Annotated in this window: 1 protein-coding gene; it reads left to right on the top strand. The window is 37.3% G+C overall.

Going from position 1 to position 25,626, the window contains the following annotated elements:
• Positions 1–30 precede the first annotated feature (30 nt).
• Entirely contained in the window at positions 31–25,626 is a 25,596-nt protein-coding gene (locus BTO06_RS09165; protein WP_100925015.1) for a T9SS type B sorting domain-containing protein, read from the top strand.

Here is a 25,626-nt window from a genome sequence, read left to right as displayed (position 1 = left end):
GAGTAAAAAATAATATTCAAATCCCCAAAAATGAATAAAAAAATACTTACACTATTTGTATTTCTTTTAGGTTCTATATTATCATTTGCCCAAATTGATAGAACCACAAAGAAAGCTCTTAATAAAGTTCCCGTGGGAAGTGGTTTTAAGACAAATGCATATAAAGAAAAGGTCGATAGATCATTATTAAGAAAACCAGATGTACCTTTTACCCAAAGATTAACTGCAGGTGGAATAAATGTTCAGGGTAATATTACTTTCGTTGGAAATAATATCCTGAACAGAGATACAGAAAATTCTCCTTGGGACTTTAATTTTGTGGATCCTGAGACCTTAATTGTTGGTTCTGATTTAACAACCAATCTTACCCCAGATGATCCGTATGATTCGGATTTAGTTATTGACTATTTTGGAGGTTACTACGTTATAAATAACGGTAACTTTTTTATGGATTATATTGATATTGATGATATCGAAGGTATTTCTGGCTTCAATTCCACATTTTCATCTTCAAAGTCAACTTTAAATTTACCAAATTGTTCAAGAGTAGTTTATGCAGGGCTTTATTGGGCAGGAGTTTTTCCATATGAAACATGGGAGAGCGAAGGAACAAGACCTGGAGATTACAGAGATATAAAATTTAGATTACCAGGAGGAGATTATCAAGATATAAGTGCTGATGAGGTTATATATGACAATGGTACACCGACACAAAGGCCTTACGTTTGTTTTAAAGATGTAACAACAGATCTTCAAAATTTATCCGATCCAAATGGAGATTATTATGCTGCGAATATCAGAGCTACTACAGGATGGGATGCTAACTATGGTTTAGGAGGAGCTGCAGGTTGGGTATTAGTTGTTGTTTACGAAAATTCAACACAGTCGAGTAAAAATATTTCTATTTTTGATGGTTTTTCAACTATTGATGGGTCTAATAGTACAGATATTAGTTTTTCGGGCTTTACCACAGTGCCCTCTGGACCTGTAAGAACTCAGTTACTTACTGCAACTTTGGAAGGTGATACTTATATTTCAGGAGATAATTTACAGGTTCAAGATGTATCTTCAAACTATAATAATATTTCCACGCCAAATAGGAATCCTCAAGACAACTTTTTTAATGGAAGTATAACACAATATGATAATTTTGTAACAACAAGAAATCCTGACAGTGAGAATACTTTAGGTTTTGATATAGATTTATTTAACTTAAGTAATCCGTCTAATTCTGTTATTGCAAATAATCAAAATAGTCTGAACGCTAGATTTACTACTGGTGGGGATGTTTATTGGCCGTTTTTAATCGGTATGGCAATAGAGATTATTGAACCTGATATTCAAATGGTTAAAAGTATTGACGACGGTGCAGGTAACAATATCGCAGGTTCTAATGTAGGTTTAGGTAGTGATTTATGGTATAATGTAAGTTTCCAAAATGTTGGAACGGATGATGCCGAGAATACGGTAATTACTGATAGACTTCCTGTAAATGTAGATTTAATAGCTTCAGATATTTCTGTTCCAGCTGGTGTAACCTACACCTATGATCCTCCAGTTTTAGCCAATGGATTTAGAGGAGAATTAGAATTCACGATTCCAGATAGTCTTGTTGAAGAAGGAGGATCAATACATAATATTAGGTTACATGTGCAAGTTGTTTCAGACTGTAATCAATTGAGAGATGTATGTTCTAATGTTATTGAAAATCAGGCTTTTGCTAGATATGAAGGTATTCAAGGGGGAGTGGTTGTAAATAATGCACCAAGTGTTTCTGGAATTGATGCATGTAATTTCGGAATTACTGGTACTTCTAACTTTCTGGTAGATACCAGTGGCTGTAGTTTTACTCAGAATGTTTCATTATGTGGTCCATCAGTGGAATTAATTCCAGGTTCTGGTTTTACGTCGTATGAATGGTCAGATTCTTCTGGTAATATAATTGGAACGGGAACAACACAGATAGTGACTTCTCCAGGTACTTATACAGTTACAAAAGTAAATCCTGCTGGTGTTCCAGCGGCTTGTGTTACTTCAAATGAAACTTTTATAGTTTCACCTTTTGGAACAGGAACCAATCCAATTGCAAGTTTTGGTGATAATATTTTAACATGTCCTAACAATGGTTTAGAGTTAGTAGAAATTTATTTATGTGGAGATTCTGATTCTAGGGAAATTATAACGGGTGTAACTGCGCCCACAACAGTGAGATGGCAAAGACTCAGTTCAAGTTGTACTCCAGATCCTGATCCAAGTTGTCCAAATCAAACAGCCTTGTGTTGGGAAGATGTAACGACAGATGTAAACGCTACAACTAGAAGTTTTTCAGATGCAGGACAATACCGATTGGAAGTAACAGAGCCAGGAGGCTGTTTTGATCGTTACTATTTTAATGTGTTTAAAGCAACGATTAATCCGACAATCGTTACGGAGGATATTATTTGTGGAAATGCAGGAGGTATTACTATTAATAATGTTCCTTCAGGATATGAATATGCAATAGTTACTGCGGGTGGTCCAGTTCCTCCAGATTCTTCTTATCAAGGATCGAATACTTTTTCTATTACGACTGCTGGAAATTATGACATTTATATAAAGAATGATGCAACTTCGTGCGTATATCCTTATCCAGGATATCCAATTAACTCAACAGACATTGATGTAGATGTAACTACAAGCCCGATTCTTTGTGCTGGGGATTCAGGAAATATTAATGTTCAAATAAATAGCAGTATACCAAGCCCTTACACTTATACTATTTCCAATGGAGGTTCTGTAGTAAGTACTTTTGGTCCAACTGTAGATACTTCTAGAGATTTTCCTGTGACAGGGTCTGGCGTTTACACGGTTCAAGTTACCACAGCAGACTGTAGTTTTTCCGAAGATACGTCTGCATTTACAGTTCCACCAGCTCTGAATATTTCTGCAGTTGTAACAAAAGACATAAATTGTAATGATGGCATTATCACGTTATCTGGAAATGGAGGTACCCCAGGTACAGGTTATAATTTCGCTGTTTGGTCATATACGGGGTCAGGAACATCAATTTCATATTCGAGTGTTTCAGATATTCCTTCTACAGAGTTTTTTACAGGAACAACTTATACGATTCCAAGCGGTGAGGAAGGTACTTATGAATTTATTATTGTCGATGCAAACAACTGTTCGCAAGTATCATCTGCGGTAACTGTTGTTTTGGAGGATCCGCTTCAATTCACCACCGTAGTTGATAACCCAAGCTGTGATGGTGCAACAGATGGAAGTATTACCGTTAATTCTACAACACCTCCTGGGTTAATTGGCTATAGTTTGCAATATAGTATAGATGGAGGCGTAACTTATGGAGCATCAAATAGTTTTACTGGTTTATCTCCAAATGCCTATACAATAGATATACGTGCTACTAAAGGAGGTTTTACCTGTGATTATACAGTAGGTCCTATTGATATTACAAATCCTAGTTCATTGTCAGGAAGCGCGAGTTTAACACAAATATATACTTGTACACAAAATGGTCAAATTACCTTTACTGCTGCAACTGGAGGAGCTGGTCCATACACTTATGGTCTTAATGGAGTTTATTCTACAGACCTAGTATATAATAATTTAACAGAAGGTATTTATTCAATTTCTATTAGAGATACCAATGGATGTCAATTAAATTTACCCGATATTGTTATTGATCCTCTTCCAACAGAGCCAACATTTACATATAATGTTGTTTATAATTGTGACGGAACAGGAAATGCAACAATAACTCCAACTGATGCTAGTTATACTTACTCAGTTGGTGGAATCACACAAACATCAAATGTTTTTAACAATTTACCTGTCGGTAACACTACAGTTACAGTTGATTATGGTAGTTCATGTACAACAGATGTTATAATCGGAATTTCTCCAAATCAACAATTTACAGGTTCTCTCCTCGGGAGTACTGATTCTACATGTAATGGATCGGATAACGGAACAATAGAAGTATCTGCTTCTAATTTAACAGGTTCTACTTATGAAGTATCAGTTGACAATGGAATAAGTTGGTCAACTACAGGAGATAACCCATATAGAATTGTTGGTTTAGCTGCAGGTACGTACGATGTAATTATTAGAGAAACATCAGGTTCAATTTTTTGCGACATCAATTTAGGTCAAGTTACTATTGAAGAACCAGATTTATTAGAGGTAACAGGAACAGTAACTACTGATCCAAGTTGTATTAGTGGAGGAACGGCAACAGTCTCTGTTCAGGGTTCAGGTGGTTTTCCACCTTACGAATATAGTATTGACAACGGAGTTAACTGGCAAACTTCTACAGTATTTGCAAATTTAGCACCTGGCATTTACATAGTCAATATTAGAGATGCGAATTCTTGTACAGAGTGTGGATGTTCTACCAATCCTTTTGAAAATGGAGGATTTGAGGACACAAGTGTACCAGTTACAACATTTAGAATTGTTGATGAGAATCAAATTGCAGGCTGGGAAACTACTGCAGCAGATAATAGGATTGAAATTTGGAGGTCAGGATTTAATGGAGTCCCAGCGTCAGAAGGAAACCAATTTGCTGAATTAAATGCAAATTTAGTTTCTTCGCTTTATCAAGAATTCTGTACCCGTGAAGGTGATGTAATTAATTGGTCTGTTGATCACAGAGGTAGATCAGGTGTTGATGTTGCCGAAGTTAAAATTGGAGGTACTTTATCTACAGCTACTGTAGTTGAAACCATGTCAGATGGAACTTCTGGTTGGGGTTCTTATTCTGGCAGTTATACTGTTCCAGCAGGACAAACAACTACAATAATTGCATTTGAGGCCGTTTCAACTGCTTCAGGAAGTATATCTGTTGGTAACTTTATCGATAATGTGAGCATGACTGTTAACCAAGTTGGTTGTACACCATTCGAAATTGTTATTCCAGATCCACCAACAGTTACACATACAGCAGTACCAACGGCATGTTATGATGGAACAAATGGTCAGATTACGATAACGGCTAATACTGGTTCTGGGGATTACAATTTTAGTATTGATAACGGAGCAAGCTGGCAAGTTCCAAGTCCAACAACTTCAACGAGTTATACGTTTACTGGATTAGCACCAGGGACATTTACAGTTTTAGTTAGAGATGGATTTGGTTGTGTATCAACAGCTTCAACAGAGACAATCAATACACAATTATTAGGAACAGTTGCAAGTACACCAGTTACATGTAATGACGGAAGTGTGACAGTTACAGCAAGTGGAGGAGATGGAAGTTATGAATATTCTGTTGTACCGACAGGAGATGCTACTTCTTTCCAGACAGGAAATGTTTTTGCTATTTCTACAGCTGGAGATTACGATGTCACGATACGAGATGGATTAAGTTGTACCTATACAGAGACGATTACAGTTGGATCAATTACAAGTCCAAGTGTTGTTGCAACTGCAACACAACCAAGTTGTTCTGGCGATACAGGTTCGATTAGTATCAATATTTCAGATGGAGTTGCAGACTATACAGTTACTGTTACAAGCACAGGAACAGCGATACCAGCAGCAACTTCAAGTGATGTTGTTCGTAATTACACTGGATTAGCTGACGGAGATTATGATTTTGTAGTAACAGATGCTAATGGATGTATTTCCTCTACAGCAAGTGTTACTATAGCAACACCAAATCCTATAGTAAGTAGTGCAAGCTTAACTCAGTCATATAGTTGTTTACAAAATGGTGAGATCACTTTCGTAGGAGCTACAGGAGGAACAGGACCGTATACATATGGAGTAAATGGAGTTTACTCTACCGATTTAGTTTATAATAATTTAACTGAAGGTACTTATGTTTTAACCGTACGAGATTCAAATGGCTGTCAGTTAAATTTAGCAGATATAGTAATTGCACCATTACCAACAGAGCCTACATTTAGTTATAGTGTTTCTTATAATTGTGATGGAAGTGGAAATGCAACACTTACACCGACAGACCCAAGTTATACTTATACTTTAGGCGGAAGTACCCAGACTTCAAATGTATTTAACAATTTACCAGTAGGAAATAGTACAATTACAGTTGACTATGGAAGTTCATGTACTACAGATGTTATAGTAACTATTCAACCAAATCAAGAATTTCGAGCTCAACTTTTTGATAGTATTATGGGTGCTACTTGTAATGGTGGAAGTGATGGAGAGTTTACTTTGAATGTTTCAAACTTTACAGGAACGTATGAATATAGTACAGATGGAGGTACAACATATACTACTGCAGGTACTTCGCCAATTACTGTAACAGGGCTTTCCGCTGCGACTTATGATGTAAGAGTTAGACCTAATGCTGCCTCTTCATCTTGTGAAAGAACACTTTCGGTAACTATTGGAGAACCAACAGTTGTGGTTGCTAATGGTATTATTACAAAAGAAGTAACATGTAATCCTGCAATAGGAGCAACGATTGAGCCGAGTGCTACAGGTGGAAATGGACCTTATACATATCAATTAGATGGATCAGGATCATTTCAGACTGGTTCATTTACGGATGTTTCAGCGGGAGTACATACAGTAATAGCCCAAGATTCAAATGGTTGTTTATCAGCAGTATTTAATATTACGGTAAATCCTTCAACTAATCCAACACATACAGCTGTTCCAACGGCATGTTATGATGGAACAAATGGTCAGATAGCAATTACAGCATCAGGAGGATCAGGAAGTGATTACAATTTTAGTATTGATAACGGAGCAAGCTGGCAAGTTCCAAGTCCAACAACTGCAACGAGTTATACGTTTACTGGATTAGCACCAGGGACATTTACAGTTTTAGTTAGAGATGGATTTGGTTGTGTATCAACAGCTTCAACAGAGACAATCAATACACAATTATTAGGAACAGTTGCAAGTACACCAGTTACATGTAATGACGGAAGTGTGACAGTTACAGCAAGTGGGGGAGATGGAAGTTATGAATATTCTGTTGTACCGACAGGAGATGCTACTTCTTTCCAGACAGGAAATGTTTTTGCTATTTCTACAGCTGGAGATTACGATGTCACGATACGAGATGGATTAAGTTGTACCTATACAGAGACGATTACAGTTGGATCAATTACAAGTCCAAGTGTTTTTGCAACTGCAACACAACCAAGTTGTTCTGGCGATACAGGTTCGATTAGTATCAATATTTCAGATGGAGTTGCAGACTATACAGTTACTGTTACAAGCACAGGAACAGCGATACCAGCAGCAACTTCAAGTGATGTTGTTCGTAATTACACTGGATTAGCTGACGGAGATTATGATTTTGTAGTAACAGATGCTACTGGATGTATATCCTCTACAGCAAGTGTTACTATAGCAACACCAAATCCTATAGTAAGTAGTGCAAGCTTAACTCAGTCATATAGTTGTTTACAAAATGGTGAGATCACTTTCGTAGGAGCTACAGGAGGAACAGGGCCGTATACATATGGAGTAAATGGAGTTTACTCTACCGATTTAGTTTATAATAATTTAACTGAAGGTACTTATGTTTTAACCGTACGCGATTCAAACGGCTGTCAGTTAAATTTAGCAGATATAGTCATTGCACCATTACCAACAGAGCCTACATTTAGTTATAGTGTTTCATACAATTGTGATGGAAGTGGAAATGCAACACTTACACCGACAGACCCAAGTTATACTTATACTTTAGGGGGAAGTACCCAGACTTCAAATGTATTTAACAATTTACCAGTAGGAAATAGTACAATCACAATTGACTATGGAAGTTCATGTACAACAGATGTTATAGTAACTATTCAACCAAATCAAGAGTTTACAGGAAGTATTACAGGAAGTACAGATAACTATTGTAATACAGTAGGAAACGGGACAATATCAATTACTGTAACTAACTTCACAGGAGGAGATTATGAATATTCTGTAGATGGAGGAGCCAATTACATCCCTATAACAGCATCACCATTTATTATTGAAGATTTAGTTGCGGATACATATGACATTTATATAAGAGATACGAGTGCTTCAATTTCTTGTCCGGTAAGATTAGGAGAGGTAATTATTTCAGATTTGACTCCTTTAGATGTTACTGCAATTATTACAACACCAGCAACCTGTGCAACTACAAATTCAGGAGCCACAATTACGGCAACTGCGACAGGAGGATTCCCTCCTTATGAATATAGTTTAGATGGAACCACTTGGCAGACTTCAAATATATTTACAAACGTTGCTCCCAGTACAACACCTTACCAAGTTTTTGTTCAAGATAGCAGGGACTGTAGTACATGTGATTGTTCTGCAACACCACCATCTTCTGGTGGGGGTGCAACAGGAACTTGTACTCCTGGATTTTATCAATTAATATCAGGTGTATTAAGAATTATTGATCCAATAACAGGAAATAACGAATTTGTATCAAATCCAACAGTTTCAACTAATTCGCTTGCAATTAGTCCTAATGATTATTTCATGTATGGTATTGTAGATGTGACAAATAATCTTTATCGTATGGATAGAGATGGTGTTGCAACCGTTCTAGGTCCAATTACCAGTGGAGGAGCTCCACTGAGTTTTACAAGGAGACCAAATATTGCATTTTTTGATCAAGCTGGAAATCTATGGGTAAATAATACTTCAAATACACTAGCAAGAATCAATGTCACAACACGAGAAGCACAAATCTTTAATGTTTCTTGGGGGGGAAATCGCGCTGCAGATTTAGTAGTTATTGGTGGAAGTGCATATGGAGCGAAAGGTAATCAACTTTTAACACTTGATTTATCATCAAATCCAATTATTGTGAACAGAACTACCATTGATGGAGTTTCTGGTTCCGGGTTCGGAAGTGTATTTACAGATGCCTTGAATGATTTGTATATCTTCAGTAATTCTACAGGGGAGGTATTTAGAGTTGATGATTACACAACATCTAATCCCTCAGGAGTAAAGTTGTATCAAGGAACACCTTCCGGTGAGAATGACGGGGCTTCTTGTCCAGATGCCTGTGTTCCAGTTGATTTTGAATGTGTTTCAACAGATTTTACAACAATTACGGTAAATCCTTCAACTAATCCAACACATACAGCTGTTCCAACAGCATGTTATGATGGAACAAATGGTCAGATAGCAATTACAGCATCAGGAGGATCAGGAAGTGATTACAATTTTAGTATTGATAACGGAGCAAGCTGGCAAGTTCCAAGTCCAACAACTGCAACGAGTTATACGTTTACTGGATTAGCACCAGGAACATTTACAGTTTTAGTTAGAGATGGATTTGGTTGTGTATCAACAGCTTCAACAGAGACAATCAATACACAATTATTAGGAACAGTTGCAAGTACACCAGTTACATGTAATGACGGAAGCGTGACAGTTACAGCAAGTGGAGGAGATGGAAGTTATGAATATTCTGTTGTACCGACAGGAGATGCTACTTCTTTTCAGACAGGTAACGTTTTTGCTATTTCTACAGCTGGAGATTACGATGTAACGATTCGAGATGGATTAAGTTGTACCTATACAGAGACGATTACAGTTGGATCAATTACAAGTCCAAGTGTTGTTGCAACTGCAATACAATCAAGTTGTTCTGGCGATACAGGTTCGATTAGTATCAATATTTCAGATGGAGTTGCAGACTATACAGTTACTGTTACAAGTACAGGAACGGCGATACCAGCAGCAACTTCAAGTGATGTTGTTCGTAATTACACTGGATTAGCTGACGGAGATTATGATTTTGTAGTAACAGATGCTAATGGATGTATATCCTCTACAGCAAGTGTTACTATAGCAACACCAAATCCTATAGTAAGTAGTGCAAGCTTAACTCAGTCATATAGTTGTTTACAAAATGGTGAGATCACTTTCGTAGGAGCTACAGGAGGAACAGGACCGTATACATATGGAGTAAATGGAGTTTACTCTACCGATTTAGTTTATAATAATTTAACTGAAGGTACTTATGTTTTAACCGTACGCGATTCAAACGGCTGTCAGTTAAATTTAGCAGATATTGTAATTGCACCATTACCAACAGAGCCTACATTTAGTTATAGTGTTTCATACAATTGTGATGGAAGTGGAAATGCAACACTTACACCGACAGACCCAAGTTATACTTATACTTTAGGAGGAAGTACCCAGACTTCAAATATATTTAACAATTTACCAGTAGGAAATAGTACAATCACAATTGACTATGGAAGTTCCTGTACAACAGATGTTATTGTAACTATTCAACCAAATCAAGAATTTCGAGCTCAACTTTTTGATAGTATTACGGGTGCTACTTGTAATGGTGGAAGTGATGGAGAGTTTACTATGAATGTTTCAAACTTTACAGGAACGTATGAATATAGTACAGATGGAGGTACAACATATACTACTACAGGTACTTCGCCAATTACTGTAACAGGGCTTTCCGCTGCGACTTATGATGTAAGAGTTAGACCTAATGCTGCCTCTTCAACTTGTGAAAGAACACTTTCGGTAACTATTGGAGAACCAACAGTTGTAGTTGCTAATGGTATTATTACAAAAGAAGTAACATGTAATCCTGCAATAGGAGCAACGATTGAGCCGAGTGCTACAGGTGGAAATGGACCTTATACATATCAATTAGATGGAGCTGGAGCATTTCAATCAACTCCATTCACAAATGTTGCGGCGGGAGCTCATACAATTATAGCTCAAGATACAAATGGATGTTTATCAGCAGTATTTAATATTACGGTAAATCCTTCAACTAATCCAACACATACAGCTGTTCCAACAGCATGTTATGATGGAACAAATGGTCAGATAGCAATTACAGCATCAGGAGGATCAGGAAGTGATTACAATTTTAGTATTGATAACGGAGCAAGCTGGCAAGTTCCAAGTCCAACAACTGCAACGAGTTATACGTTTACTGGATTAGCACCAGGAACATTTACAGTTTTAGTTAGAGATGGATTTGGTTGTGTATCAACAGCTTCAACAGAGACAATCAATACACAATTATTAGGAACAGTTGCAAGTACACCAGTTACATGTAATGACGGAAGTGTGACAGTTACAGCAAGTGGAGGAGATGGAAGTTATGAATATTCTGTTGTACCTACAGGAGATGCTACTTCTTTCCAGACAGGTAACGTTTTTGCTATTTCTACAGCTGGAGATTACGATGTCACGATACGAGATGGATTAAGTTGTACCTATACAGAGACGATTACAGTTGGATCGATTACAAGTCCAAGTGTTGTTGCAACTGCAACACAGCCAAGTTGTTCTGGCGATACAGGTTCGATTAGTATCAATATTTCAGATGGAATTGCAGACTATACAGTTACTGTTACAAGTACAGGAACAGCGATACCAGCAGCAACTTCAAGTGATGTTGTTCGTAATTACACTGGATTAGCTGACGGAGATTATGATTTTGTAGTAACAGATGCTAATGGATGTATATCCTCTACAGCAAGTGTTACTATAGCAACACCAAATCCTATAATAAGTAGTGCAAGCTTAACTCAGTCATATAGTTGTTTACAAAATGGTGAGATCACTTTCGTAGGAGCTACAGGAGGAACAGGACCATATACATATGGAGTAAATGGAGTTTACTCTACCGATTTAGTTTATAATAATTTAACTGAAGGTACTTATGTTTTAACCGTACGCGATTCAAATGGCTGTCAGTTAAATTTAGCAGATATTGTAATTGCACCATTACCAACAGAGCCTACATTTAGTTATAGTGTTTCATACAATTGTGATGGAAGTGGAAATGCAACACTTACACCGACAGACCCAAGTTATACTTATACTTTAGGCGGAAGTACCCAGACTTCAAATGTATTTAACAATTTACCAGTAGGAAATAGTACAATCACAATTGACTACGGAAGTTCATGTACAACAGATGTTATAGTAACTATTCAATCAAATCAGGAATTCCAGGCACAAGTAGTTAGTGCAAGTATTACGGATGCTACGTGTAACGGAGGAAGTGACGGAGAGTTTACAATAAATGTTTTAAACTTCTCAGGTACCTATGAATATAGTACTGATGGAGGAGCTACTTACACTTCAACTTCAACTTCACCAATTACAATTACTGGACTTTCTGCCGCAACATATGACGTTAGAGTAAGACCAGATGCAGCATCAGCGGCTTGTGAAAGAACACTTTCTGTAAATATTGGGGAAGCAACTCCAGTTTTAGCAAATGCTACAATAACGAAAGACGTAACATGTGATCCAGCTATTGGTGCAACAATAGAACCTACCGCTACTGGCGGTACAGGACCTTACACATATCAATTAGATGGTACTGGAGCATTCCAGACTGGGTCATTTACAGATGTAGCAGCAGGGGCACATACTCTTATAGCTCAAGATACAAATGGTTGTTTATCCGCAGTATTTAATATTAATGTGGCCGCTATAACTCCAGTTATATTTGATGCTGTTCCAACAAATTGTTATGATGGAACTAATGGAGAAATAGTTGTTACAATTACATCTGGTAACGGCGACTATCAATATATATTAAATGGAGGAGCGCCACAAGTACCTGGTACTCCAACTTATACTTTTACAGGTTTAGGAGCTGGTTCATATACAATTGATGTAATAGACGGAAGTGGATGTACTACGACACAATTAGTAAGAATTATTAATGATGAGCTTATAGCATCAGTTGATGTTATCGATGAAAGTTGTAATAACGGTTCTATTAATGTGAATGCATTAGGTGGTGATGGATCTTATGTATACTCTGTTACCGCAACTGGAGCAGGTACACCAGCAGACGTAACTTTTAATACAACAAATCCTATCAGTCTGCCATCTGGAACTTATGATGTTTATGTAAGAGATAATGCAGGAGCTACTGGTTATTGTGAGACGGTTGTGGCAAATGTTACAATTAATACTGTAACAGCTGTTTCTATATCTTTAACTGATACGCAACCGACATGTAATGGAGATTCTGGTAGTATAGAAGTGACTATATCAAATGGATTATCTCCTCATGATTTAACAATAACAGACGGTACTACAACTACTAATGTTAATGATTTCGCAGGAACAACATATACTTTTACAAACTTGTCAGCAGGGAACTATACTGTAAGTATTACGGATGATTTAGGGTGTACTGATAGTGAATCTGTAATTTTAACAGATCCACCATTATTAACTGCAACGTTAGCCCCTATTTTACCTACATGTGGTACACCATTTGTTGGAAATGAATCATTATTTGGTTTTGAATTTACTGGAGTGCCTGCAGTTACACCTTATACTTTAGAGTATAGTTCAGATAATGGAACTACATGGCAACCATCTCCTATATTTACAGGAATCAATCAAGGAACTATTGTAAATCCAGCTATTCGAATTGTAGATGGCGCAACAGTTCGTTGTTTAACAACTTTTGCTCCTTATACCATCCCATTTAATGTTGAAGGTCTTATTGTTGATCCAGTAGCGAATCCAGCGACATGTGCGAGCGGGTTTAGTGTGACTGTCGAAGCAATTAATGGAGTTGGACCTTTCGAGTTTGCAATTGATGATCCAACTATTTGGTTCCCAGCTGATGCATCAGGAATACCAGACCCTACAAGAACAAGAACATTTACTGGTTTAACGCCAGGTCTAACATATACTTTTTATGTACGTGACGCTTCTGGTTGTATCGAGGAAAATAATGAAGATGTTTATGATACATTTACACCAGGGGTTACAATTACAGGAACAGCTACTAATAATGATTGTGCTGGTGGACCATCAGATACAGGTGCTATTACTTTTGTAATTAATGATACTTCTGGAGATTTATCAGATCCATTCGATTACACATTATACGTTAGAGATCCATCAACCAATGCAGGTACTCCCGTAGTTGGTTATACTGGTATTACGCAAGTAGGCTTTGCTGATATTGTAGTCACAGGACTTGCGGCAGGAAGATATTATATTGAAACGACCTCTAGTCCATCAGGATGTTTATTTGGTAGTGAAGATGTACAAATACTAGAAGGAATAGCTATAGATGCAGATTTGACACTTATTAATAATATTGGGTGCTCTGTTCCTGGAGCTATAAGAATTGATAATGTTGTTGGTGGTTTTCCTCCATATTCGTATTCTGTATCTTCATTAACAAATGCTTCTACGGCTACAATTACAGGAAATTTAATTGAAGTGGCTTTTGCAGATGTCACGGATATTAATTTGCCAGTAGATGTTACAGTTACAATAACAGATAGCAACGGAATTTCATGTACAACGGTTATAGGTCCTCAATCATTAACAGTTGTTCCACCAGTCGTATTAGAAGGTGCAGATGTTACTTCTAATTCATGTGGTCCGAATAAGAGTATAACTATCGATACTACAAATGGTTTAGAAACAATCGGAGGTACTGGACCATACGAATTTTCTATTGATGGAGGAATTACATATTCTGCTCCAACAATGGATGTTACATATACGGAAACAGGTTTAACTGCTGGTAATTATAATGTTATAATTCGTGATGCTAGCGGATGTACAAGCTCTATTGTCCCCGTTATAATTTACGATGAGTTAGATTTCAGTTTGTCAGTTCAACAAAATTTAGACTGTACTTCTGGAAATGCTTTAATAAGAGTTTCAGTTACTTCAGGAGCTAATTTAGGGGCAACTGGAAATTTTACTTATACGATTAACGGTGTTGCTCCAACTACAGATCCAGCTACTACAACGGGAAGTATAACAGGTACTGATACTTTTACAGATCACTCTGTAGGAGCAGGTGGAACTTATGAAGTTGTTGTTACGGATGTAACCTCAGGCTGTATTATAACTAGACAGATTTCAGTTGAACCAGCAATAACACCAGTATTTACGGCAGTTGCAGTAGATAATGCTAATTGTGATGGAAGCAGTTCTGGTATTATTGAGATGACAGCTACAGATAATGGTTTGTTACCATTGAGTTATACCATTAGTCCAGATCCAAATGGAGTTGGAAGTATTACGACGAATCAGTTTACTAATTTACCAGCGGGTAGTTATGTAATAACAGCTACAGGAAGTAATGGATGTACAACAGTTTCATCACCAGTTTCAATCACAGAATTACCACCAGTAAGTTTTACATCTACTCCAGTTGTAACTGAGTTTGGTTGTACTACGGGTAATAATGCAGATGCAGCATTAGTAACGGTTAATACTGCAGATGTATCAGGAGGAAGTGGGACGTATGTAAGAGTAGTATTTACGTATACACCATTAGTTGGATCAGTTGAGACACAGGATAGCACCAGCTTTACTTTTGCAACATCAAATACATCGGGGGGTACAGTAAGTATTGATGTTTATGATGATGAAGGTTGTACGGCTAACACAAGTGTTAATATTGCAGCATTTAATGCATTAAGTTTACCAGTTGTTACAGTTGATAAGGCAATTGATTGTTCAACCGGAGAGGATATTACAGTAACGTACACATCTACAAGTTCACTTGTAGCGGACTTTGCTATCAGTGGAGCGAATACAGGATTTAGTGCTACTAACACTACTGGAGTATTTACAGGATTAGTAGAGGATATTTATGAGATTACGGTTACCAATCCAGCTACGGGTTGTGTATTAACGACGAGTCATCAGGTGAGTGCTGAGCCAGTATTTAATTTAGATATTAGTTTAGATAGCAATATTGTTTGTTTCGGAGATACAAATGGGGCAATTACTTTTGATTTTGCAACAAGTAGTCCATATGCAGGATTATATGATTACCAAGTAATGAATACAAATGGTACAGTTGCTACAGGAGATGATACAGTTGAGACCTCTGCTACAGGAGTTACAGGATCTACAACAGTTAACACTTTAGGAGCAGGTAGCTACTATGTAAGTATTACGATGACAGATAGTCCATTCTGTCCAGTAGTTTCACCAGAGGTTACTATTAATGAGCCAACAGCAGCATTAGATTTTACTACAGTTGATGGTCCAGTAAGTTGTAGTGGTGGAAGTGATGGAAGTATTACAGTAAATGCTACAGACGGATGGGGCAGTTATGAATATGAGTTAGCTGATGCAGCAGGAACAACGATTATCACTGCTTACGGAACTAGCAATGTATTTAGCGGTTTATCAGCAGGTACATATACTGTACGAGTAAGAGATGCTAATGGATGTGTTGCTGAAGCTACAAGAACTCTTACAGATCCAGTTCCAGTTACCTTTACTTTATTGAAAGATGACAATGTATGTGATTTAACGGGAGGCGGAAGTATCACTGTAACAGCAGTTGGCGGAACAGGAGTTTACACCTATATTTTATTAGATGCGACCAATACAGAGATTCGTAACCAGACGACAAATGTATTTACAAACTTACCAGCAGGGACCTACACAGTTCAGGTAGTTGATAGCAACAGTTGTCCAGGTACAAGTCCAAGTCCATCGATTACATTATTACCAAACTTAGAGTTTAGTTTAACAGAGACGAAGAAATTAGATTGTACAGTAAGTCCAGATGCTACGGTTGAATTATCGATTAGTTCGGGCTCTGGAAACTATGAATACGAAGTATTAGATAGTGGATCAGGAACAGTTGTAGCTAGAGTTGCGATTGTGGGCAGTACTGTTACTTTCTCAGTATCTACCGCTGATACTTATACTGTAGATGTTTATGATGTTGGAGTCACACCAGTTTGTTCACGCACAAGAGATATTACGATTGATCCAATTATCAATCCAGTATTTACGGCTGTTGCAGTAGATAATGCTAATTGTGACGGAAGCAGTTCTGGTATTATTGAGATGACAACTACAGATAATGGTTTATTACCATTGAGTTACGAAATTAATGGAACATTAACAGCAGGAGGAACTTATAATGCAACGACAACAGGAATACAATTTACAGGTTTAGCACCAGGAGATTATTTAATAACAGCTACAGGAAGTAATGGATGTACAACAGTTTCATCACCAGTTTCAATCACAGAATTACCACCAGTAAGTTTTACATCTACACCAATTGTAACTGAGTTTGGTTGTACTACGGGTAATAATGTAGATGCAGCATTAGTAACGGTTAATACCGCAGATGTATCGGGAGGAAGTGGGACGTATGTAAGAGTAGTATTTACATATACACCATTAGTTGGATCAGTTGAGACACAGGATAGCACCAGCTTTACTTTTGCAACATCAAATACATCGGGGGGTACAGTAAGTATTGATGTTTATGATGATGAGGGATGTACAGCAAATACAAGTGTTAACATTGCTGCATTCAATGCGATTAGTGATCCAGTTGTTACAGTTGATAAGGCAATTGATTGTTCCACAGGAGAAGATATTACAGTAACGTACACATCTACAAGTTCACTTGTAGCAAACTTTGCTATCAGTGGAGCGAATACAGGATTTAGTGCTACTAACACTACCGGAGTATTTACAAACTTAGCAGAGGATATTTATGAGATTACGATTACAAATCCAACAACAGGATGTGTATTAACAGTGAGTCATCAGGTGAGTGCTGAGCCAGTATTTAATTTAGATATTAGTTTAGATAGCAATATTGTTTGTTTAGGAGATACAAATGGAAGCATTACGTTTGATTTTGCTACAAGTAGTCCATATGCAGGTTTGTATGATTACCAAGTAATGAATACAAATGGTACAGTTGCTACAGGAGATGATACAGTTGAGACCTCAGCTACAGGAGTTACAGGATCTACTACAGTTAACACTTTAGGAGCAGGTAGCTACTATGTAAGTATTACGATGACAGATAGTCCATTCTGTCCAGTAGTTTCACCAGAGGTTACGATTAATGAGCCAACAGCAGCATTAGATTTTACTACAGTTGATGGTCCAGTAAGTTGTAGTGGTGGAAGTGATGGAAGTATTACAGTAAATGCTACAGACGGATGGGGCAGTTATGAATATGAGTTAGCTGATGCAGCAGGAACAACGATTATCACTGCTTACGGAACTAGCAATGTATTTAGCGGTTTATCAGCAGGTACATATACTGTACGAGTAAGAGATGCCAATGGATGTGTTGCTGAAGCTACAAGAACTCTTACAGATCCAGTTCCAGTTACCTTTACTTTATTGAAAGATGACAACGCATGTGATTTAACAGGAGGCGGAAGCATCACTGTAACAGCAGTTGGGGGAACAGGAGTTTACACATATATATTATTAGATGCGACTAATACAGAGATTCGTAACCAAACGACCAATGTATTTACCAATTTACCAGCAGGGACCTACACAGTTCAGGTAGTTGATAGTAATAGTTGTCCAGGTACAAGTCCAAGTCCATCGATTACATTATTACCAAACTTAGAGTTTAGTTTAGCAGAGACAAAGAAATTAGATTGTACAGTAAGTCCAGATGCTACGATTGAATTATCGATTAGTTCAGGATCAGGAAACTATGAATACGAAGTATTAGATAGTGGATCAGGAACAGTTGTAGCTAGAGTTGCGATTGTGGGAAGTACAGTTACGTTCTCAGTATCTACAGCAGATACTTATACTGTAAATGTTTATGATGTTGGAGTCACACCAGTTTGTTCACGCACAAGAGACATTACGATTGATCCAATTATCAATCCAGTATTTACAGCAGTTGCAGTAGATAATGATAATTGTGACGGAAGCAGTTCTGGTATTATTGAGATGACAGCTACAGATAATGGTTTATTACCATTGAGTTACGAAATTAATGGAACATTAACAGCAGGAGGAACTTATAATGCAACGACAACAGGAATACAATTTACAGGTTTAGCACCAGGAGATTATTTAATAACAGCTACAGGGAGTAATGGATGTACAACAGTTTCATCACCAGTTTCAATCACAGAATTACCACCAGTAAGTTTTACATCTACACCAATTGTAACTGAGTTTGGTTGTACTACGGGTAATAATGTAGATGCAGCATTAGTAACGGTTAATACCGCAGATGTATCGGGAGGAAGTGGGACGTATGTAAGAGTAGTATTTACATATACACCATTAGTTGGATCAGTTGAGACACAGGATAGCACCAGCTTTACTTTTGCAACATCAAATACATCGGGGGGGACAGTAAGTATTGATGTTTATGATGATGAGGGATGTACAGCAAATACAAGTGTTAACATTGCTGCATTCAATGCGATTAGTGATCCAGTTGTTACAGTTGATAAGACAATTGATTGTTCCACAGGAGAAGATATTACAGTAACGTACACATCTACAAGTTCACTTGTAGCAAACTTTGCTATCAGTGGAGCGAATACAGGATTTAGTGCTACTAACACTACCGGAGTATTTACAAACTTAGCAGAGGATATTTATGAGATTACGATTACAAATCCAACAACAGGATGTGTATTAACAGTGAGTCATCAAGTAAATGCAGCACCTACGTTTAATTTAGATATCAGTTTAGATAGCAACGTAGTTTGTTTAGGAGATACAAATGGAAGCATTACGTTTGATTTTGCTACAAGTAGTCCATATGCAGGTTTGTATGATTACCAAGTAATGAATACAAATGGTACAGCAACTACAGGAGATGATACAGTTGAGACCTCAGCTACAGGAGTTACAGGATCTACAACAGTTAATACTTTAGGAGCAGGTACTTACTATGTAAACATTACAATGACTGCAAGTCCGTTCTGTCCAGTAGTTTCACCAGAGGTTACTATTAGCCAGCCAACAGCAGTATTAGGCTTTACTACAGTTGATGGTCCGGTAAGTTGTAATGGAGGAAGTGATGGAAGTATCACAGTAAACGCTACCGGAGGATGGGGAAGCTATGAATATGAGTTAGCCGATGCAGCAGGAACAACAGTAATTACTGCTTACGGAACTAACAATGTATTTAGTGGTTTATCAGCAGGTACTTATACAGTACGAGTACGAGATGCTAATGGATGTGTTGCTGAAGCTACAAGAACTCTTACAGATCCAGTTCCAGTTACCTTTACTTTATTGAAAGATGACAATGCATGTGATTTAACGGGAGGCGGAAGTATCACTGTAACAGCAGTTGGCGGAACAGGAGTTTACACCTATATTTTATTAGATGCGACCAATACAGAGATTCGTAACCAGACGACAAATGTATTTACAAACTTACCAGCAGGGACCTACACAGTTCAGGTAGTTGATAGTAATAGTTGTCCAGGTACAAGTCCAAGTCCATCGATTACATTATTACCAAACTTAGAGTTTAGTTTAACAGAGACGAAGAAATTAGATTGTACAGTAAGTCCAGATGCTACGGTTGAATTATCGATTAGCTCGGGCTCTGGAAACTATGAATACGAAGTATTAGATAGTGGATCAGGAACAGTTGTAGCTAGAGTTGCGATTGTGGGAAGTACCGTTACTTTCTCAGTATCTACCGCTGATACTTATACTGTAAATGTTTATGATGTTGGAGTCACACCAGTTTGTTCACGCACAAGAGATATTACGATTGATCCAGTTATCAATCCAGTATTTACGGCAGTTGCAGTAGATAATGCTAATTGTGATGGAAGCAGTTCTGGTATTATTGAGATGACAGCTACAGATAATGGTTTGTTACCATTGAGTTATACCATTAGTCCAGATCCAAATGGAGTTGGAAGTATTACGACGAATCAGTTTACTAATTTACCAGCGGGTAGTTATGTAATAACAGCTACAGGAAGTAATGGATGTACAACAGTTTCATCACCAGTTTCAATCACAGAATTACCACCAGTAAGTTTTACATCTACTCCAGTTGTAACTGAGTTTGGTTGTACTACGGGTAATAATGCAGATGCAGCATTAGTAACGGTTAATACTGCAGATGTATCAGGAGGAAGTGGGACGTATGTAAGAGTAGTATTTACGTATACACCATTAGTTGGATCAGTTGAGACACAGGATAGCACCAGCTTTACTTTTGCAACATCAAATACATCGGGGGGTACAGTAAGTATTGATGTTTATGATGATGAAGGTTGTACGGCTAACACAAGTGTTAATATTGCAGCATTTAATGCATTAAGTTTACCAGTTGTTACAGTTGATAAGGCAATTGATTGTTCAACCGGAGAGGATATTACAGTAACGTACACATCTACAAGTTCACTTGTAGCGGACTTTGCTATCAGTGGAGCGAATACAGGATTTAGTGCTACTAACACTACTGGAGTATTTACAGGATTAGTAGAGGATATTTATGAGATTACGGTTACCAATCCAGCTACGGGTTGTGTATTAACGACGAGTCATCAGGTGAGTGCTGAGCCAGTATTTAATTTAGATATTAGTTTAGATAGCAATATTGTTTGTTTCGGAGATACAAATGGGGCAATTACTTTTGATTTTGCAACAAGTAGTCCATATGCAGGATTATATGATTACCAAGTAATGAATACAAATGGTACAGTTGCTACAGGAGATGATACAGTTGAGACCTCTGCTACAGGAGTTACAGGATCTACAACAGTTAACACTTTAGGAGCAGGTAGCTACTATGTAAGTATTACGATGACAGATAGTCCATTCTGTCCAGTAGTTTCACCAGAGGTTACTATTAATGAGCCAACAGCAGCATTAGATTTTACTACAGTTGATGGTCCAGTAAGTTGTAGTGGTGGAAGTGATGGAAGTATTACAGTAAATGCTACAGACGGATGGGGCAGTTATGAATATGAGTTAGCTGATGCAGCAGGAACAACGATTATCACTGCTTACGGAACTAGCAATGTATTTAGCGGTTTATCAGCAGGTACATATACTGTACGAGTAAGAGATGCTAATGGATGTGTTGCTGAAGCTACAAGAACTCTTACAGATCCAGTTCCAGTTACCTTTACTTTATTGAAAGATGACAATGTATGTGATTTAACGGGAGGCGGAAGTATCACTGTAACAGCAGTTGGCGGAACAGGAGTTTACACCTATATTTTATTAGATGCGACCAATACAGAGATTCGTAACCAGACGACAAATGTATTTACAAACTTACCAGCAGGGACCTACACAGTTCAGGTAGTTGATAGCAACAGTTGTCCAGGTACAAGTCCAAGTCCATCGATTACATTATTACCAAACTTAGAGTTTAGTTTAACAGAGACGAAGAAATTAGATTGTACAGTAAGTCCAGATGCTACGGTTGAATTATCGATTAGTTCGGGCTCTGGAAACTATGAATACGAAGTATTAGATAGTGGATCAGGAACAGTTGTAGCTAGAGTTGCGATTGTGGGCAGTACTGTTACTTTCTCAGTATCTACCGCTGATACTTATACTGTAGATGTTTATGATGTTGGAGTCACACCAGTTTGTTCACGCACAAGAGATATTACGATTGATCCAATTATCAATCCAGTATTTACGGCTGTTGCAGTAGATAATGATAATTGTGATGGAAGCAGTACTGGTATTATTGAGGTTGTACCTACAGATAATGGTTTATTACCGTTAAGTTATACAATTAGTCCAGATCCAAATGGAGTTGGAAGTATCACAACGAATCAGTTTACAAACTTACCGGCAGGTAATTATGTAATTACAGCTACAGGTTCAAATAACTGTATAACAGTTTCAGCACCAGTTGCAATAACTGAATTGGCTCCAGTTACTTTTACAGCTACTCCAGTTGTAACTGAGTTTGGTTGTACTACAGGTAATAATACTGATGCGGCGGTAGTAACGGTTAATACTGCGGATATTACTGGTGGAAGTGGAACTTATATTAGAGTGGTTTATACATATACACCAGTAACAGGTAATGTGGAAACACAAGATGATACAAGCTTTACTTTTGCAACAGCGAATACTTCAGGAGGAACAGTTGATGTTGAAGTTTATGATGATGAAGGATGTTCTGCAATGACCACAGTAAATATTGCTGCATTCAACGCGATTAGTGATCCAGTTGTTACAGTTGATAAGGCAATTGATTGTGCAACAGGTGAAGATATTACAGTGACATATACTTCTGTAACTCCTTTCACGGCAGATTTCACAATAAACGGTGCAATTACAGGATTCAGTGCAACAAATACTACTGGTATATTTACAGGATTAGCGGTAGATATTTATGAAATCACTGTTACAAATCCAACTACTGGTTGTGTGTTAACGACGAGTCATCAAGTAAATGATGCTCCAACATTTAATTTAGATATTAGTCTAGATAGCAACGTTGTTTGTTTCGGAGATACTAATGGAAGCATTACGTTCGATTTTGCAACAAGTAGTCCTTATACAGGATTATATGATTATGAGATATTCCAGACAGGAGGAATTAGTACAGGAATTACCGGTACTGGTGTTACTGGATCTACTACTGTTAATACATTAGGAGCAGGTACATTCTATGTAAGCGTTATAATGACTGACAGTCCATTCTGTCCAGTAGTTTCACCAGAGGTTACGATTAATGAGCCAGCTTCTCCGTTAGATCTTTCATTTACAACAACCTTAATTAACTGTTCTATCCCAACAAGTGGAGGAGTTATATTAACAGGATCTGGTGGATGGAGTAGTTATGAATATCAATTAGAGAATACAACTACAACAACAATTGTTCAAGCTTTCTCTAATAATAATATTATTGAAGGATTATCAGCAGGGACATATTTAGTAAGTGTTCGTGATGCAAATGGTTGTATTTCAACTGATACATTTACTCTTTCTGATCCAACAACAATAACGGCAACAGTAACCGAGACTACTTCAATAGCCTGTGAAGGTGATGAGACTGCTTCGATTAGAGTCGATTCAGTTGCTGGAGGTCAAGGAAATCCTGCTGTTTACACTTACAGTTTAACTTTCCCTAATGGAGATGTTTCTTCAATTCAACCTAATAATGAATTTACAGGTTTAGGTGCTGGGAATTATGTTGTAACTGTTTATGATGAATTTAGTTGTAGTAATACATTCCCTGTAACTATTATAGAGCCTAGCGATGTAACTTCATCTGCAGCGATTACATCTATTATTACATGTACTTCTCCTAATGCTACTATTGAAGTAACAGGAGCAGGCGGAACAGGTGCTTATGAATATAGTATTGATGGAATTAACTTTGTTCCTACAAATACTTTCCCAGTCCCTGCTGGAGATTACGAATTGTTCGTACGAGATGCTAATGGATGTATTTCTAATCCATCATTAATTTCGGTTCCAGCATTAATTCCATTAACGGCAACATTAAATACGGATTCGGCCTTTATTACATGTAATGGAAATGCAAATGCAGTATTGTCCGCTGATGCGACTGGAGGGTTAGGAAATTATATGTATGAATTATTAGATGGTTCGGGCACGTCAATTGTAGGACCTCAGTCATCAAATACTTTCGATAATATTGGTCCTGGTATTTATAGTATTAGAGTTACAAGTCAAGACTGTATTGCTATAACGGCTGATTATGAAATCGTTGATCCACCATTATTAGAGGTTACTGAAACTCATATTGATGTTAGTTGTAATGGATCTACAGATGGTAGTATTACAATTAATGCTACAGGTGGTACAGGTGCTTATGTTTATGAAATTGATACGGATCCAGGAAGATTCCAAACAAATAATCAGTTTAATAATTTACCAGCTGGCACATACACAATAACTACTCAAGATGAATTAGGATGTTTTGAAGTTATAACAGTTACAATTGAGGAACCACCAATATTAGAAGCTGAAATTGATTTAACAACTATTGTTCAACAGTTATGTACTCAAGATACAGCGCCATCATTCGAAATTACAATTAACGGGGGAACAGCTCCATACTCAACAAGTTTAAATGGAGGAGCATTTATTGCTGATAGAACTACATTCGATAATTTAACAGCTGGTGAAACTTATGTTGTAATAGTTAGAGATAGTAGAGGATGTATTGCACGAACAGATGCCTTTACATTTAATCCTTCCATTGATTTGGAATTCGATATAGATGTTATCTATAATTGTAATCAAGAAGGTGTTATTACTGGAACCGTAGCAGATATTTATGCAAATGAAGTAGTATATACGTTAACTGGACCAGAAAGTGAGAGTAATGATACGGGAGTATTTACAGTTGCTACACCAGGAACTTATACCTTAGAAGTAGAACATATCAATGGTTGTATAAGAGTAATTACGCCAATTGAAATTGAAGATATTGATCCTCTACAAATTACAATAGATGATTCTCAGATGAATTTATTGATAGCAAATGCTACTGGAGGAATTCCTCCTTATGAGTATAGCATTGATGGAGGAGACTTTACATTGGATAATCAATTTGTAATAACCCAAACGAGAGATTACACTATTGTTGTCCGAGATAGTAGGGGCTGTGAACAATCAATTACGGTACAAGGCGTTTATATTACAATTGAAGTACCAAACATCTTTACACCAGATGGAGACGGTATTCAAGATTATTGGTATCCATTAAATGTTCGAAGTTACCATCAGTTAAGAGTTACTATTTTTGATCGTTATGGTAGACAATTAAATAAATATAATGGTGATCAAACAGGATGGGACGGAATGTACGAAGGGCTTCCTATGCCTTCTGGTGATTACTGGTATACAATTGAGTTTTTTGAATTATCAGGTGAAAAACGTCAAATAATGGGTCACTTTACATTATATAGATAA

Origin of the sequence: Tenacibaculum sp. SZ-18 (genome assembly GCF_002813915.1) — a bacterium.
Taxonomy (GTDB): Bacteria; Bacteroidota; Bacteroidia; order Flavobacteriales; family Flavobacteriaceae; genus Polaribacter.
Note: the sequence above shows the minus strand (reverse complement) of the source record. Positions and strands in the feature narration are given on the sequence as shown.

Excerpts from the sequence above, each read along its gene's own strand:
- BTO06_RS09165 (WP_100925015.1), top strand. The coding sequence starts at position 31 with ATGAATAAAAAAATACTTACACTATTTGTATTTCTTTTAGGTTCTATA.